This is a genomic window from Celeribacter baekdonensis B30, assembly GCF_000299875.1.
GTDB classification, from domain to species: Bacteria; Pseudomonadota; Alphaproteobacteria; order Rhodobacterales; family Rhodobacteraceae; genus Celeribacter; species Celeribacter baekdonensis_A.
Map to the genome: position 1 here is coordinate 18648 of NZ_AMRK01000014.1, position 15468 is coordinate 34115.

16 protein-coding genes are annotated in these 15468 nt (G+C 60.3%); 5 read left to right on the top strand and 11 right to left on the bottom strand.

The genetic code is table 11. The features are described 5' to 3' along the window. The first annotated feature begins 2 nt into the window (after positions 1-2). Complete coding sequence (locus B30_RS18255; protein WP_009573665.1) at positions 3-1088, top strand: ABC transporter ATP-binding protein; 1086 nt, start codon at positions 3-5, stop codon at positions 1086-1088. 43 nt (positions 1089-1131) lie between these two features. On the opposite strand, the gene B30_RS18260 is transcribed toward B30_RS18255, so the two are convergent. The 3 genes from B30_RS18260 to B30_RS18270 form a co-directional block, all read right to left on the bottom strand. Further along, positions 1132-1923, bottom strand: coding sequence for an alpha/beta fold hydrolase (locus B30_RS18260; RefSeq protein WP_009573666.1), 792 nt, complete (start codon positions 1921-1923; stop codon positions 1132-1134). After that, positions 1920-2624 carry an alpha/beta fold hydrolase gene (locus B30_RS18265; RefSeq protein ID WP_009573667.1) on the bottom strand — a complete coding sequence of 235 codons (705 nt, stop codon included), beginning with the start codon at positions 2622-2624 and terminating at the stop codon, positions 1920-1922. Before B30_RS18265 ends, B30_RS18260 begins: the two co-directional genes overlap by 4 nt. A 189-nt stretch (positions 2625-2813) precedes the next feature. Further along, complete coding sequence (locus B30_RS18270) at positions 2814-3794, bottom strand: tripartite tricarboxylate transporter substrate binding protein (RefSeq protein ID WP_009573668.1); 981 nt, start codon at positions 3792-3794, stop codon at positions 2814-2816. A 281-nt stretch (positions 3795-4075) separates the two neighbouring features. Here B30_RS18270 and B30_RS18275 point away from each other — a divergent pair, with 281 nt between their 5' ends. Further along, complete coding sequence (locus B30_RS18275; RefSeq protein WP_009573669.1) at positions 4076-4801, top strand: alpha/beta fold hydrolase; 726 nt, start codon at positions 4076-4078, stop codon at positions 4799-4801. Then, positions 4798-5496, top strand: coding sequence for a substrate-binding domain-containing protein (locus B30_RS18280; RefSeq protein WP_009573670.1), 699 nt, complete (start codon positions 4798-4800; stop codon positions 5494-5496). Before B30_RS18275 ends, B30_RS18280 begins: the two co-directional genes overlap by 4 nt. Before the next feature lie 69 nt (positions 5497-5565). Here B30_RS18280 and B30_RS18285 read toward each other — a convergent pair whose 3' ends face one another. Both B30_RS18285 and B30_RS22680 read right to left on the bottom strand, forming a co-directional pair. After that, positions 5566-6732, bottom strand: a complete 1167-nt coding sequence (locus B30_RS18285) for an acyl-CoA dehydrogenase family protein (RefSeq protein WP_009573671.1) — start codon at positions 6730-6732, stop codon at positions 5566-5568. Positions 6733-6965: 233 nt separating this feature from the next. Further along, on the bottom strand, positions 6966-7091 hold the full coding sequence (locus B30_RS22680) for a hypothetical protein (protein WP_269771052.1): 126 nt from the start codon (positions 7089-7091) through the stop codon (positions 6966-6968). Between the two features lie 18 nt (positions 7092-7109). Here B30_RS22680 and B30_RS18290 point away from each other — a divergent pair, with 18 nt between their 5' ends. Then, on the top strand, positions 7110-7319 hold the full coding sequence (locus tag B30_RS18290; protein WP_009573672.1) for an acyl-CoA thioesterase: 210 nt from the start codon (positions 7110-7112) through the stop codon (positions 7317-7319). Between the two features lie 99 nt (positions 7320-7418). Here B30_RS18290 and B30_RS18295 read toward each other — a convergent pair whose 3' ends face one another. The 6 genes from B30_RS18295 to B30_RS18320 form a co-directional block, all read right to left on the bottom strand. After that, positions 7419-8750 (bottom strand): enoyl ACP reductase FabMG family protein, encoded by a 1332-nt coding sequence (locus B30_RS18295; RefSeq protein WP_009573673.1) that lies wholly within the window; start codon positions 8748-8750, stop codon positions 7419-7421. A 230-nt stretch (positions 8751-8980) separates the two neighbouring features. Further along, positions 8981-9169 (bottom strand): hypothetical protein, encoded by a 189-nt coding sequence (locus tag B30_RS18300; protein ID WP_009573674.1) that lies wholly within the window; start codon positions 9167-9169, stop codon positions 8981-8983. Positions 9170-9206: 37 nt separating this feature from the next. After that, positions 9207-12299: an efflux RND transporter permease subunit gene (locus B30_RS18305; RefSeq protein WP_009573675.1), complete on the bottom strand. Its 3093-nt coding sequence runs from the start codon at positions 12297-12299 to the stop codon at positions 9207-9209. After that, complete coding sequence (locus B30_RS18310; protein ID WP_009573676.1) at positions 12296-13438, bottom strand: efflux RND transporter periplasmic adaptor subunit; 1143 nt, start codon at positions 13436-13438, stop codon at positions 12296-12298. Before B30_RS18310 ends, B30_RS18305 begins: the two co-directional genes overlap by 4 nt. A 69-nt stretch (positions 13439-13507) precedes the next feature. Then, on the bottom strand, positions 13508-14191 hold the full coding sequence (locus B30_RS18315; protein WP_009573678.1) for a deiodinase-like protein: 684 nt from the start codon (positions 14189-14191) through the stop codon (positions 13508-13510). A gap of 28 nt (positions 14192-14219) precedes the next feature. Beyond that, entirely contained in the window at positions 14220-14696 is a 477-nt protein-coding gene (locus B30_RS18320) for a hypothetical protein (RefSeq protein ID WP_009573679.1), read from the bottom strand. A gap of 122 nt (positions 14697-14818) precedes the next feature. Between B30_RS18320 and B30_RS21560 the strand changes: the two genes are divergently transcribed. After that, positions 14819-15400, top strand: a complete 582-nt coding sequence (locus B30_RS21560; RefSeq protein WP_009573680.1) for a TetR/AcrR family transcriptional regulator — start codon at positions 14819-14821, stop codon at positions 15398-15400. Positions 15401-15468: the final 68 nt, after the last annotated feature.

The window sequence follows — 15468 nt, forward strand, 5'->3', positions numbered from 1 at the left end:
TCATGCAGCCAAGCGTTTCTATCCAGAACCTCAAGCTCGATTTCGGCTCCGTGTCGGTCCTGCGCGATCTTAATCTCGATATCGGTCAGGGCGAATTCCTCGTGCTGCTGGGCAGTTCGGGATGTGGCAAATCCACTCTGCTCAATTGCATCGCCGGATTGCTGGAACCGACCGAGGGGTCGATTCACATCAAGGGCCAGAACGTGACCTGGGCGGAACCCTCAGATCGCGGCATCGGTATGGTGTTTCAGTCCTACGCGCTTTATCCGCAGATGACGGTCGAGGGGAACCTGACCTTCGGTCTGAAGAACGCGAAAATGCCCAAGGATGAGATCGCGCGTCGGGTGGCCCGTGCCGCCGAGGTGCTCCAGATCGAACCCTTGCTCAAGCGCCAGCCCGCCGCGCTGTCCGGTGGTCAGCGTCAGCGGGTTGCCATTGGCCGGGCGCTGGTGCGCGATGTCGATGTGTTCCTCTTCGACGAGCCCTTGTCGAACCTCGATGCCAAGCTGCGTGCCGATCTGCGGGTGGAGATCAAGCGTCTGCACCAAACTCTGGAAAACACAATGATCTACGTGACGCACGACCAGGTTGAGGCAATGACTCTGGCCGATCGGATCGCGATCATGAAGGGCGGCGTTGTCATGCAGCTTGATACCCCGAGCGTGATCTACAACAAGCCGGCTAATAAATATGTCGCCGATTTCATCGGCTCGCCGTCGATGAACTTCTTTGACACCCGGTTGGCAAACCCGCAGTCGCCCAAGGTGGTGATCGCTGGCAAGGATGTGTCCTTGTCGGGATACGAATTCACCCGTCCCGGCTTCAGCGGTGATGTGTGGTTCGGCATTCGCCCCGAGCATATCGTGACAGGCGAGGCCGCAGATGCCGCGCCGACCCAATTCGAGGTGCGCGCCGAACTCGTCGAGCCGATGGGGGCCGAAACGCTTGTCTGGTCTTCGCTTGCGGGCACATCTTTGCGCTTCCGTGTCGATGGACAGATGCCGGTGGCGGATGGCGATCTGATCCGGGTCGGATTTGATCCGGCGCGCGCGTCGATCTTTGACAAGGCTGAGGAATTGCGGGTGTGACCGATTGAAATCGCGACCGGCACCCGAACATGGTGCCGGTTGCTCACATATGCTTGCGTAGAAACGCCTTGACCGTCGTGTCAAACGCCTCAGCGCAGTCCACATTGACCGAATGGCCACCGGGAAGGTCGGTGATTGCGATCTTTGGATGTGTCTCGGCCAGCCAGTCCCGCGACGGTTGGAACTTCTTCTCATACAGGCCATTGATCAGCAGGGTCGGCACCGATAACGCATCCAGCCGATCACGCACCGACAGTCGGGGCAGGGCCTCTTGCATGAGGAGCGCCAGGCCTTCTGGGCTGATGTTGTCCGCATGGTCGGACAGCCGTTGGCGCAGGCCGGGTGGAAAGCGCCGCGCATGGGCGGGATGATAGGGTAGCTTGCGCAGGGCGCTTTGGCCGCCCGCACGCAGCTCGGCGATCAGGCCGCGCCGCACCTCCAGCTGCGCCTCGGATTCAGGTCCGCGCAGGGCCGCGTTTGCATTTGTAAAGATCAGGCCCTTGCAGGCATCTGGGTGGTCCAGTGCGCAACGCAGCACGATGCCCGCGCCAAAACTCTGACCACACAGGTGCCATTGCGCGATCCCCAGGGACTTGCGCAGCCTCTCGAGCGCCGCAACGATGGCGCCCGGCTGCGCCTGCTCCGGAGCCTGCGGTATCGGGCTTTGGCCATGGCCGGGCAGATCGACACGAACCAGGCGGAACTGCCGTGACAGGCCGGAGTTCGGCGCCCAAATGTCACGGCCAACAAGCAGCCCGTGCACCAAAAGCAAAGGCGGCAACCCGGTGTCGGGCGCCGCCTCGTAGGCAAGGGTCAGTGATGGAGCCGTGTTCAAATCACCGACTTTTCTTGCAGCCAGTTCCGCACCGTTTCCGTCACTGCCTTGGGCTGTTCGAACGGCAATAGGTGCCCGGCGCCGGCCAGAACGATCGACGTGGCGTCGGGGATTTTTGCAGCGACCGCGTCGTGGACCTCTTTGGTCGACAGGTGGTCCTGATCGCCGGTGATCAGCAGCACGGGAAAGGGAAAATCGCCGATATAGGTTGTCGCATCAGGGCGATGCAGCAGCGCGAGGTTCTGGCGTTCATGGACCGCTGCGCCGCAATCTTCGACCATCTGCCGAACCTGTGCGACCAAGGCGTCGTTCTGGGCATTCTCCTTGGACAGGACTTTTGGCGCCCAGTTTTTGGCATAGCCGCTCATGTCGGCATTGGCCTCGTCGATGCGCGTCTGCCGATGCTCTTGTTCGTTCGCGCCGGGACCTCCGGCACTGGTGCTCGACAGGATCATGGCCTTGATCCGCTCAGGCGCCTGACGGCCCATTTCCATTGCGACGCGCCCCCCCATGGAGTGCGCGATGACGATCAGATCGCCCGTGGTGTCGCTCAGAGCGCGGGAGGCCATATCCTCCAAAGTGGCGTCCTTCGTGGTATCTGCGACGTGAACCCCATCCACTTGAATTTTCAAGTCTTGCGCGATTGGCGCCCAAGTGCGTGCGTCCGACATGATGCCGGGTATGGTGACGAGCGTTGCCATCGGATAATCCTAACTGCTGATTGCCACATGCGAGGCGTTTGTCAGCACTCTATCAAGCCCGGGCCCGTTCATAACCTGACCAAAGGTTATGGCCGTTCAAATAGAAATGCCCCCGACGCGGGAGGCGCCGCCGGGGGGCAGAAGACCGGCGCGAGCGCCCCCTCGTGCCGGATGCCGATCAAGTTAGGCCTATTTGACCCCGGCTGCTCTGAGACCTTCGACTGCGAGGCTATCAAGCGTTTTGGCGAAGGCTTCGTATTCGTCCGGACCCAAGAAGCGCGGGACCACACCGGAGATTTTCTCATAATCTTTGAATTCCGGGGAGTTGACCGCTTCGCGCAGACCCGCGGCGAGCTTTACCTTGATTGCGTCCGGCACGCCGACAGGCGCAACCAAACCGCGGATCTGCTGCCAATTGGTATTCGCATCAAAGCCTTGTTCGGCATAGGTTGGAGCATTCGGAAGGGCAGGGTTGCGCGCGTCGGCCAGCACGCCGATGACCCGCACGCGACCGGATTCCACGAACTCGCGCAGCGATCCGGCGTTCGCTGATCCGACCTCGACATGGCCGCCGAGCACGTTTGCGATGGTCTCGGATGTCTTGTTGTAGCCAACCCAGTTGATGTCGATTCCGGCGGAGTTCGTGGCAAGCTCGGAAGCCACATTGGACACCGACCCGATAGAACCGAAGCCACCGACATTGGGCACCTCGCCCGAGGCTTTCACCGCGTCGACGAAATCACCGAAGGTCTTGTAGGGGCTGTCTTCCGACACGAACAGCATATAGCTGTCCTGTTGCAGCATTGCGATCCAATCGAAATCCTCGATCGTAAATATCCCTTCGAGGCTGGTTTTCATGGCGGTGAACTGTGTCAGAGTGTTGATCCCCAGCGTGTAACCATCCGGTTCGGCCGCTTTGACGATGGTCATTTGCGTGGCACCGCCGCCGCCCGGCTTGTTGATCACGACAACTTCCTGGCCAAAGATGGGTTCGGCCGCCCGGGCCAGATTGCGGGCCAGAATGTCGGTCGGACCGCCAGGGCCATTCGGAATAACGATCTCGATGGTTTTGGTGGGCCAGGCAGCAGCGTCTTCGGCGCTGGCGGCAGTGACGGTGATCATGGCGCCGACGGCGAAGGCGACACTCCGCAGCAAGGACATTTTGGTCATTTCAGTCTCCCTGTTTATGGTGCATAAAAATTGTTATTGTATGCATCAATAAGGCTTCAATTTATCACAATGATCGTGAAGTGCACCTATGGTTAGAACTAACCAAACGGATGCTTTGGTAAGCTTAGGTGGAAAATTATTCCTTGAATTGAATGATCGTTTCATAATGGGTGCAGAATTTTGGTGTGTGAATGTTGCAAATTGAATGCATCAAAACTCCTTACATTTCTGACCACGAATAACCGATGGTCGGGCCACAAGACAGATTTGGGAGAAACGATATGGGAACTGTTGAGCAAAGCCGCGCCTTTGTGCTGGTCCACGGTGCCGGCCATGGCGGATGGATGTGGAAACAGGTCAGGGATCAATTGCACGCAAAGGGTCACCGGGTCTTTACTCCGACACTGACGGGTCTTGGCGAACGCTCTCATCTGATGAGTGGTGACATCACTTTGCAGACCCATATCGACGACGTCGTGAATGTCTTCAAATGGGAAGACCTGACGGACGCGGTGCTGGTCGGTCATTCCTATGCGGGTTGGGTGGTGACAGGTGCGATGGAACAGCTCGAAGATCGGGTCTCCGGTATCGTTTACCTTGACGCCTTCCTGCCGGACAATGGACAGCGTGGGATGGATTTCCTCAACGAACAGCAAGCCGCTGCCTTTGACGAGGCACAGGCGCGTGGCGATGTCTCGCGTCCCGGGCCAAACTCCAAAGCGCTGCGCATCCAGTCCGAAGAAGACGCGGCATGGGTTGATTCCAAGATCACGCAGCAGCCGATTGGTGTTTCACTGCAGGCGTTGGAACTGACCGGCGCGCGCGATCGCGTTGCGAAAAAGCTGTACGTGCGCGCGCCCTTGTTCCCACAACCACGCTTCGATGCCGCGCTGAAGCGCTGTCAGGCGGATGACAGCTGGAAAACCACCGTGATGGAGAATTGCGGCCACGACCCGATGATTGACGACCCGGACGCAGTTGTTGCGCTGCTCGAGGACATGCTGTGAACCAACCGACAGTGCGCATTCTGGCGCCGACTGCTTTTGCCTCGGCGCTGGATGTGCTGGCCAAAGAGACGGACCCGGGGCTGGTGTCATACGACTATGGGCCCGCCACGGGGCCCTCGCCCCAAAGCATCACCAGCCGGTTGCAGGCGGGGGAGGCGTGTGATTTCGTTATTCTGCCCGTCGCCCTGGCGTACGCGGAAATCGGAGCTGGACGCCTCATTGGTACGCCCGTTCAAATCTTTGCCTCGACCGTTGCCTTTTGCGTGCCGTCTGGTGCCGAACGGCCAGATCTGTCGACGGAAGCGGGCCTGTGGCGAGCGCTCTCTGCGGCCCCGTCGATTGGTCTTTCGGCAGCGGGAAGCGGCACGTTCTTTCGCGACGTCCTTTTGCCCCAGTCCGGGCAGGGGAGCGCCCTTGCGGAGAAACTGCTGACCGTGACCGACCGCCCCGTCGGCACCGCCGTGGCCGATGGTCTCGTCGCCCTTGGGTTTCAGCAAAAGGCCGAGCTTTTGGAGGCCGATGGGATAGAGGTGATCGACGATCTGGCCGAGGTCGCCCGCAACGAGACTTGGCTGGTGCTGGTCCAATGTGCGGGTAGCGATGCCTCCGCGGCGAAAGCGCCGTTGCTGGATCGCTTGCTGTCAACCCACGGGCGGCAGATTCTGTCTGCACACGGGCTGATACCGGCCCACTGATCTACGCCAAACCGATTGCCCATGCCGGGTTCGTGATTCAAGGCGGGGATGATTTCTTTCTGCGGTGGCTTACTCGACGGCCATCGTTCGCGGGGGGCGCTGATCAAATCGACGTCCGAACACGCCTTCGGCAATGCGGTTTTTCATGATCTCGATGGAACCGCCAGCAATCATCCAGCCGCGCGTGCGGCGCAGGCAGTATTGCGCGGTGCTCTCGCTGGAAAAGCCGAGGCCTCCGAGGATCTGCACGGCCTCGTTGGCGGCAAAATACCCCGCCTCGTTACAGGCAAGTTTCGCCAGCGCGGTTTCATGGGCGGACGGCAGGCTGTCCATGCCATTCACCGCGGCGCGCATCAGCAACAGTTGCGCGCTTTCCAGCTTTAGCTCCATTTCGGCGAATTTCCACTGAAGGCCCTGGAACTCGCACAGGGCGCGCCCAAATTGCCTCCGGGTCATCGCGTGATCGCGTGCCAGATTGAAGGCGTGCCGCCCCACGGCCACGGCGCGGGCGGCATTGCCCAGACGCTCGATATTGAAACCAGCAATCTGTTTCTTGAACCCGCCTTCACCCAGCAGGACGTTTTCGCGGGGAATGCGCACATTGTCGAAATAGAGCTGCGACCAGTCCTCGCCATTCATGAAGGAAGACGGCTTGCCGATCTCAAAGCCGGGCGTGCCGCGCTCGATCAGGACCGAGCCGATGCCGCCGGTGCCCGGGCCAAAACGCACATAGACCAAGAACAGGTTTGCCTCGGCGCTGTGCGTGCCGAAAACCTTGGTGCCGTTGATGATATAGTCGTCGCCGTCCGGCGTTGCGGATGTAACGAGTTCTGTTACGGCAGAGCCTGCCTCCGGCTCGGTCATGCCAAGCGAAATCAATGCCTTGCCTGCGAGGATATCGCCGAGGTAACGCGCTTTTTGTTCAGGCGTCGCGTATTCCACAAAGGTGCGGACTGGCCCGAAGTTGGCGGCCTGTATCACGTCGCCCGATTTCGGGCAGCTCTCGGCGACGGCCTGAATGGCAAGGACCGCATCGACGAGCGTGCCGCCGACGCCGCCATCGGCCTCATCGAAAAGAATGCCCAGCAGGCCCATTTCGGCGAATGTCTCGGCTACGTCCCAAGGGTACTCCTCAGAGGTGGCGCGCTCGATGGCATTCGGCGCAAGCTCGGCTTTGGCGAACCGGGTGACCATGTCATGGAACATTTGTTGTTCTTCAGTGAGCTTGAAATCCATCTGATACGCCTCTCTCATGTTTTTCCACATGGAGCCTAGCGCAGGACCGAAGAAGGTTACGACTGACGAAAACTGCTGATTTCTGAAATAGAAACTTATGCCAGAGCACAGGTAGACCTGTCCCACATTCGTGCCTCGATGGGTTCACGCCGTGGGAGTATCGCCAACGGTCAGGAGAGGACCTAAACCTGAACGGAGCCAACCTATATCTCCGGGCCTATTCCCCATACGCCTCATCCATCGCCTGCGTCCAACGTCACCTCAAATCCGGCCATCGCCATCTTTGCATGGGCAATCTCACGAAACAAAATCAACGTCTCATTATCGAGATCGACCGCCATGCCCGTGATGGCAATCACACCTAGCCGGAGACCACCATGACACCAGATACCGCCGCCGAGCTTGGCGCCCCGGTCATCCGAATCATCGCGATGCCTTCGGATGCAAATCCCGCCGGCGACATTTTCGGCGGCTGGCTGATGTCGCAAATGGACCTGGCAGTAGGTAGCGTTGCGGCCCGCTTTTCGAAGGGCAGGGCCGCAACTATTGCGGTCGAGGCGATCACGTTCCGCAAAAACGGTGGTTAAGTTGCGCAAGCGCGCGAAAGTTGAGGGCCTCAACTTTGGGCTTAGGAGGCGCGTTCGAGGGTGCTGATCAGCAGCGCATTCGCCAGACACAATCAGCCACTATCCAACGGTCTTTTCACGCGCAGACACGATCTCCTGCGCCACGAGGTCGTGGTCAATCCAGCCGACAGGCATTGACGGTCGAGAAGCCGATCGCAGCATGAGCTGTCCAACTGCGTTGACCACATGCTGACTGAGTTCATCGCCAACCAGGCGATTGCGACTCTGGTGCATCGCAATGATCTGCTGTGCTGTGCCCACGGTCTTTTCAACCTGTTCCGGCGCATTCGGGAGCGGCCAGTTCGCAAAGTCACGATAGCCCGCGATGACGGGATCGGCATGGTAGTCATTCACCATGCTGACAACGTCTGACAAAGACACGCCATCCTTCAATAGCGCCCCGCAGGACCGCCAGAGCGTTTCGCTGACCGTGGTATTGCCTGTGTGTTGGAGGCCATCGAGAAGTGGCAAGAGCGACAATTCAATGCCCTGGAAGACATCCGACGAATCCGTCCGGATTTCTGGGCAATTGAATACTGTCGCGGCGATCCCGTTTGCCCAGGCTTCTTGCGCAAGGTGTTCCAGCCGCATCTTGGCAAAGGCTTGCGTGTAGTGGGTATAGGTCTGCCAGCGATATTGGCCGCCGATAAGGATCCGCGTGCCATGATAACCGTAGGCCGTGTAGCTGGCACGCGCGCCTGACGCCTCGATCCTCTGCCGCAGTGCCGTACCATGTTGGACGATTGCACCGAAGCTGTCTGCCGTAACAGCGTCAAAGTTCTTGAGAACAAGCCGCCCAAGGTCGCTTTCGAGCAGTGACTGCGATGAAAGATATCGCGAACCGCGTCCCTTGTAGATCCGGTTGGCAATCGCCATGAAGACTTTTGCACGTGGGATTCCGCCAGCCATTGCATGCGCAAACACGACATTTCGCCCGTCGGGGATCATCACTTCGAGGCGGGCAAAAACAGCTTTGAGCGCCGCATCAAAACGCTCGTCGGCGATGCGCTGGCATTCGGCGATGTAGTCAAAGTCAAGCGCATGGGTTTGCCAGGACTCTACACTCATTTCCTCGACTAGATCGGTTGGGGTCGGCCCGCCTTCGGGCGCATCCCGGTCGAACCCGGCAAGGATCGGAATGTTCACGACCGGCCCGCCAAGCACCGCTTCTGCCGTCGACAGTTCGTCTGGCAACAGCGGTCGAAGCCTGCCTGCATCATCGCGACGGCCGACGGTGGTTCCGATCACCTGCATTCCTGCAGTCCGTGCTGCACGAACAAGACCGCTGGCATATCCGCGACCAAAAAGCTCTCCGAACAGGACAAGCACGTCGCCCTGCCTGAACCGGCTTTCGGCCGGAATATCTTTGAATGGGGTCGGTTCTTGGGTCATTCGAGTCGTTCCGGGATCTTGTTGAGGATGTAAGGCGTCTGCGTAGCGCGGGAATTCATGGCAGGAAGGTCAGCCCAAGCATCAGGACGGCACCCGAAAGGCATGCGCCCCGGCGGGTGTGATCTCTTCGCAATTCCGAGCAACCCGCGGTCCATCCTCGAAATCGACGCAAAGCGCGTCATCGATCAAACGCCAGGACCCTTCGTATAGACCGAACTCGCCCGAGATCGTCAGACGACCATTCTTTTGGAAATGAACGTCGAAGCGCTGTTCGTCCCCATGCCGACGAAGTATCCGTTGGCGAGCATGGTTTCGGCCGAGATCGCGTCCGGTTTTTGAATGAGGAAGGCCGCGCCGATGAGGGCAACCAGCAGAGTGGCCCTTGGGGTGGAGCGTTTGTTTATTTCTGCGGTTCGCATGATCATCTCCTTTCGATTTGTTTGGGCGTGGAAGGCTTTACGCCGGTGAAGGTTGGGCAGGCTCCTGCGACGGATCGGTCGCGCGCTCTGATTGGAAAAGAAGCCGGTAAAGTGCCGGCACCCAGAAGAGCGCGAGGAAGGCAGCGAGCCCGAGCCCGCCGATCATCAAAGTCGCCATCGGCTCCCAAAGAGCGCCGCCTGCGATAGCCATGGGCCAAAGGCCGATGACAGTTGTGAGCGAGGTCAGCATGATGGGTCTCAGCCTCTTTTGCGCCGCCGCGACGATCGCGTCAGGGATCGGTTTGTCTGCCCGCTCAAGGTCGATCTGGTCGATCAGGACGATCACGTTGTTGGCAATGATACCGGTAAGCGCGAGTAGGCCGAGGATGCCGAAGAAGCTGAGCGGCTGTCCGGTGGCGATCAGAGTCGGGCCGACGCCCGCGATGACCAAGGGTACTGCAGCCAAGGTGATGCCCACCCGACGGAAGCTGTTGAACTGGATCATCAGTGCCAAGACCATGACGATCGCTGCCGTGGGCAGGCCAGCACCCAGAAGCGTGCGGACGTCACCCGCCGCCTCGATCTCGCCGCCGATATGGATGTTATAGGCGGGGCCAAGCTCGGTGGCGATCCGGTCAATCTCAGGTTGGACTGTCGCAAGCAGCTCATAAGCCGACATCGCCTCGGGAATGGCCGAAACGGTGATTGTGCGGCGCTGGTCGACCCGGCGCAGCGTGGCGATCTCTGGCCGGGGCACGACATCGGCGAACTGGTCGAGGGAAAGGATTTGGCCGTCTGCCTCGACCACGGCATTCGCGATGGCCCCGAAATTTGTGCGGTCGTCGGGCGCGCCCCGCAGGACGACGGGGATCAGATCATCGCCCTGCCGAAGCGTGCTGAATTGGCGCCCGTCGAAAAAGGTATCTAGAGCCTCGGCCACATCCTGTGATGTCAGACCGTAGTCACGCACGCGGTCCTGCGCGATCTGGATCGTGCCGGTCAATTGCCGTCCGCCCCAGTTCTCGCGGTTCTGGATGAGGCCCGGCACCTCCCCAAATGCGGCGCGCACCTGCAAGGCGGCGTCAAGCAAACGGTCCGCATCAGAGCCGGAGATTTCTACATCCACGGCAGGTTCTCGCCCACCCATCGCGAGACGCTTCAGTCGAACGCTGGCGTCGGGCATGGCGTCGGTGACGTAGGCCCGCGCCCGGTTTAGGACTGCCCCCGAGCTTTCGAAATCCGTGGTGTTGATGATGAGGAAGGCCGAGGCCGGGTCGACATCCGCTGGATCGAGCGACAGAACGAAGCGCGGTCCGCCAGCGCCAATATAGCCCGTCACGCCTGTGACTTCGGGGTTGTCCTCCCCCGTCAGCCACCCGGTTAGATCGTTGGCGGCCGCCTCGGTCGCGGCAATATCGCTGCCACGCGGCAGGTCGATGTAGGCGAGGATCTGGGCGCGCTCACTCAGCGGGAAAAGCTGCTGGCGCACATTGCCCATCTGGCTCGCGCCGGCAACGATGACCGCGATCACCAGCGCGATTGCAACCAGCGGAGCACGCACGACCCAGCCGACGATCTTGCCGTACCCGGCGGACATATAGTCGAAGGGACCGCGTCTTTGAGACGCCTGTGCCTTCGGAATCGGGATGGCCCAGACCGCAAGACGCGGAAGGAGGTAGAGCGCGGAAAGGTAGCTGCCTGCGAGCATCAGCATGACCACGGTCCCAAGCGAGTAGCCATATTGGCCTTCGGTCCCTTCGAGCAGGAAGAGCGGCAGGAAGGCCGCAACCGTTACGGTCGATGCAATGCCGAGTGGCAGGGCGAATTGTCTGCTCGCTGCGAGAGCCGCCTCCCGCCGGTCTTCGCCTTTCGAGATACGCACTTGCATGTCCTCGATCATCACGACGCCATTGTCGACGAGGATGCCGAGGCTGATGATGATCGCGGCGATGGAGACCTGCTGCAGCTCGACGCCGAAACTCGGCATGAGTGCGAAGGAAAAGCTGATGGCAAGCGGCACGATGGCTGCGACGACCAGCGCTGTCTTGAGTCCCAGAAAGACCAGCATGACCAGAAACACGACCGCGATGGTTTGCGCCATGTTGACCAGCGCGCCGTTGACCGAGGCCGCCACGACGTCCGGTTGAAACGTGCTGATCGTCGCTTCTATCCCGATCGGCTGATCGGCCACGAAACCGGCGATCACGCGTTCCAGTTCTGGGCCGAGCGCCGTGATGTCGACGCCTTCAGCCATTTCGACCGCGACGACCACGGCAGGCGCACCATCCTGAAATACGGGCCGCGCGGAGGGTTCCTCGGTCCCGAGCGATACAGTGACAAGGTCGCCGAGGCGGATCAACTGTGTCTCCCCCGACTGCGTCGGCAGGTCAACCAACAGGTCCTCGATATCCGCGACCGACCGAAAATCACCGGTGGTCTCAAGCGGCACCCGAGTCTCGCCCGTGACCACGCTACCAGCAGGCAGGCGGACATTCTGGCTGCGCAAGGCGGCCAGCACAGGGTTGAGCGTCTCACCGAGCGAGGCGAGGCGCCCGCGATCCACCTCAAGCGTGACGACCTGCGATTGAGTACCGTAGAGCGACACCGCAGCGACGTCGTCCAGCGCGTAAAGCCGATCGCGCAGGTCAGTCGCGGCCTCTTCGATCTCGGGCAGCGAGAAACCATCGCCGGTCACGGCCGCGGTCGCGACGGCGACATCGCCGAAATCAGTGTTCACAACGGGACCGCGCGTGCCGTCCGGTAGCGAAGGCGCGAGCGCCTCCATGTCGTTGCGGATCTCGTCGAAGACCGTTGTGAGATTCTCTTCGGCAACGCTGTCGGCCAGATCGACCTGAAGAACGGCAACTCCGCCAGTAAGCTGGGTACGCACCTCCTCCACGCCGGGTATCGCGCGGGCGGCTTCTTCCAGCGGTAGGGCCACGAGTTCTTCGAGCTGTGCAAGGCGCAGGCCGGGATTGGCCGCGGTCACGATGGCGGTTCGGATGATGATCTCTGGGTCTTCGCGTTTCGGAAGACTCAGATAGCCCGACAGTCCAATGGCGACGGCGAGGATCATGACAAGGATGCTGAGGCGGGATTTGTCGATCCCAAAGCGTGTGAGAAAAGTCATTGCGTCAGCTCGTCATTCTCGGGATCGGTGTCGGGCAAGATCCGCACGACCTGGCCAGGATCAAGGAAGGACACACCTGCGGTCACGACGCGGTCGCCGACGGCGAGACCTTGGGTGACGTAGACGAGATCCTCTGAGACAGCGCCAAGCGTCACATTCGTCAAATCGAGCTGCGCCCGGTCGTCGTCGTCGGGATGAGCCACGAAGACCTGCGCCGCGAACGGTGCCTCGTCCATCGCGACATCCCGGCCCAGGGCGAGCGAGGACAAGGGCAATTCGATGCCCTGTCGCGCTTCAGGGATAGGCAGGTCGAACACCACTTCCACAGCCATGCCGGAGCGCAGTTCAGGGCGGGCCTCATCCAACGTTACGACAATAGGGAAAGACGAGACGGCAGCGGCGCGACGACCGATTTCGGTCAGGGTTGCGGGCAGGGGAGTGGCATCGCCATCGGTCGGAACGACCGAGACGGTCTGTCCCAGTTCGAGGGACGTCACCACCTCGAAGGAGACGAGGATGGTGGCCTGCAATCCGGTATCTTCGTAAAGCGTCAGAATCTGCTGCCCCGGCTGCACGCTGCCAAAGGCCTGAACGCTGATCCCGTCGATGATGCCATCGAAAGGCGCGCGCAAACTGGTGTCGCCAAGGGTGGCCCGCACGAGATCGAGATTGCGCGCGGCCTGCGTCACACGCGCGTCAGCCTGATCCGCCTGAGTCAGCGCCCGATCGCGCGCCGAAGCGGAGGCCACATTGCGTTCGAACAGGGCTTGCTGGCGATTTGCCTCTTCCCGCGCATTCGCCGTGGCGATTTCGGCTTCGGCCAAGGCTGCTTCCGCCTGTTGCAAGCGCAGCGCCGCGTCCTCCGCTTCGACGGTGGCGAGCACGTCACCTTCGGCGACTTCCTGACCGATCCGCAGATCGATGGGGCCGAGCCGCCCGCCGACGTCGAAGGCGAGAGGTGTCAGCTCCGGCGGCTGCAACACGGCCGGGAAGCTACGCGTCAGGATCGCATCTGCCTGTTCGGCGACGATGGTACGGACCATCCGTGGCTCGGGTTCAGGGGCCGCAACCTCTTCTTCCCAACATCCTGCCAGAACAAGGGTCGAGAGTAGTACGATAAGGGCCTTGGAATAGAGCATCGGGAGCATTCCTTTCGCGTTCATGGCGTTTGGTGGAGCGTTGGGGAATTGTGGCAGCGCGGCTGCCGCTCACATGTTGCCGACCTTCTTGTGGTTTGCGACGAGCCGATGGAGGCCGCGCACAAAATCCCAGATCGCCACGATCCCGCCCATGAGGAGCGTCCGGACGGCGCGGAACGAGAACGGCGGGACGGCCTTGAGTTCGCGCGAGTGGACAGCGTCACCCCGTGCGATGGCGCTGAGGATCGCGTCCATCTCGTCGGCATTGTTCCAGATGCTGCGGAACAGGATTTTCCCGTCCGGCGCGATCACGAAGATCGAGTTCGGCATTATCCCGTAGAAGCGGTGCGCCGATCCGTTCACGTCATCGACCAGGATCATCCGGTCGTCGCCGTAGCGCCGCTTGGTCTTCTTGGCTGCTTTGACCTTTTCGGCTTCCGTGCGGTGCTGTGGCTGCAGCTCACCGGGATGCGCTTCACACACATACATCAGTAAGTGGTCGAGCTGCGGATATTTCTCCATCAGCGTCATCATCGGTGGCACGCTTTGCGCGTACATCGGGCAGGTCATGCTGCCAGTTTCAAGCACGAGTGGTTTGTCGTTAAGGTAGTCGGAGAGGCGGACGGTCTCACCGTCGAGTGTGCGCAGTTCCGTGTCCTTGTACGTCTCACCGGCCTGCAGGCCCTCGTCGATGGCGAAGTCGTATTCCTCGGGCGGGAAGCGGCGGTATCCATAGGTGCTGGGGTTGGCCATTTGATTGCTCTTTTCTCGGTGTCTGGAGTTACGTGAGGATCTGAAGGGTAAGTACGGCGATGAGAGTGCTCAGCGTCATCAAAAGTCCCCTGTGATGCAGCAGTGTCAGCGCGCCGAGCCCGTCACGCACGGCGATCGCATCTCCGTCCGAGGTCACGTCATCCACGCCGCGGATGTCTTTGAAAAGGCGCGCCACGATCAGACCAAGCTGTGCGAAGAACAGGGTTGCGACGGAGATGACAGCAAGAGTGAATCCGGCTTGTATCAGCAGCACGATCACTAGAAGTGATGCGGTGCCCATCGTCGTCATCATGGTTGGTGGCAGCAGGTGGATCACTCGTTTAAGGATGGCGTGCACCTTGCGGGCTTCGACATCATCCACCCGGTTCGAGTGCGGCGCCCACATCAAGCGCCAGACCGGTTTTTCGATCAGCGAGAGGACCACGAAGATCCCGGTGCCAAGTCCGAGCAGGCCGGTGAGCAGAGACATCAGAACATCTGGCATTGCGTTTCCTTTCCTGGAGTTCTTCGGCTGCGTCTTCTTGACAAAGCGGAGCGTTAAAGCAATGTTGTCATTGACTACATAGGCATTTATGTAGTCAATGACAACATTGCGAGCGAAGAAAAGTGACCCAACCCTATCATCACGGAAATCTGCGTCAGGCTCTGCTGGAGCGCGCGACCGAAATTCTCAGCGAAAAGGGGGTGGAAGGATTGAGCCTACGTGGTCTGGCACGGGACCTCGGTGTCAGTCACGCAGCACCGCTGCGGCACTTCTCGACCAAGGCCGAATTGCTAAACGCAATTGCGCTCGAAGGTGTGTGCAGTCTTATCGCTGCGACGAAGAAAGCTGATGCTCAAACTCCCGGGACTGCGCGCCTGCGCGCCATCATGCTGGCCTATGTCAATTGGGCGATCGCGAACACTGAGTTGCATCATGTACTCAGAAACCCGGATGTGATGCGCCATGCCTCCGACGATCTCACAACTCTGCTTGCAAGTTTTGCCGCGAGGCAAAAGGCGGAGATTAGGGCGGCACAAGACGCGGGATGGCGAGCCGATGAGGACCCGGACGTCTTGTTCCTACACCTCGTGTCGTTGACGGCAGGCACAGCAATTGTCTCTACCGAAGAGGTCTACCAGCAGCGCGTGCCCTTGCCGAAAAGACAGTCGAACATCGAAGACTCGATTGATCTGTTCGTTGGATAGCTGTTGGCAATTTCGATGGCCGTCATGGTCGTGACGAGGTGGGTCAACGTATTCAACCCGTGATGGTA

What these genes read in the sequence shown, in the direction of transcription:
- B30_RS18285 (WP_009573671.1), bottom strand. Translation starts at nt 6,732, where the DNA reads ATGGATTTCAAGCTCACTGAAGAACAACAAATGTTCCATGACATGGTC.
- B30_RS18305 (WP_009573675.1), bottom strand. Translation starts at nt 12,299, where the DNA reads ATGACTTTTCTCACACGCTTTGGGATCGACAAATCCCGCCTCAGCATC.
- B30_RS18315 (WP_009573678.1), bottom strand. Translation starts at nt 14,191, where the DNA reads ATGGCCAACCCCAGCACCTATGGATACCGCCGCTTCCCGCCCGAGGAA.
- B30_RS18290 (WP_009573672.1), top strand. Translation starts at nt 7,110, where the DNA reads ATGACACCAGATACCGCCGCCGAGCTTGGCGCCCCGGTCATCCGAATC.
- B30_RS18265 (WP_009573667.1), bottom strand. Translation starts at nt 2,624, where the DNA reads ATGGCAACGCTCGTCACCATACCCGGCATCATGTCGGACGCACGCACT.
- B30_RS18255 (WP_009573665.1), top strand. Translation starts at nt 3, where the DNA reads ATGCAGCCAAGCGTTTCTATCCAGAACCTCAAGCTCGATTTCGGCTCC.
- B30_RS18300 (WP_009573674.1), bottom strand. Translation starts at nt 9,169, where the DNA reads ATGCGAACCGCAGAAATAAACAAACGCTCCACCCCAAGGGCCACTCTG.
- B30_RS18295 (WP_009573673.1), bottom strand. Translation starts at nt 8,750, where the DNA reads ATGACCCAAGAACCGACCCCATTCAAAGATATTCCGGCCGAAAGCCGG.
- B30_RS18275 (WP_009573669.1), top strand. Translation starts at nt 4,076, where the DNA reads ATGGGAACTGTTGAGCAAAGCCGCGCCTTTGTGCTGGTCCACGGTGCC.
- B30_RS18270 (WP_009573668.1), bottom strand. Translation starts at nt 3,794, where the DNA reads ATGACCAAAATGTCCTTGCTGCGGAGTGTCGCCTTCGCCGTCGGCGCC.
- B30_RS18310 (WP_009573676.1), bottom strand. Translation starts at nt 13,438, where the DNA reads ATGCTCTATTCCAAGGCCCTTATCGTACTACTCTCGACCCTTGTTCTG.
- B30_RS18320 (WP_009573679.1), bottom strand. Translation starts at nt 14,696, where the DNA reads ATGCCAGATGTTCTGATGTCTCTGCTCACCGGCCTGCTCGGACTTGGC.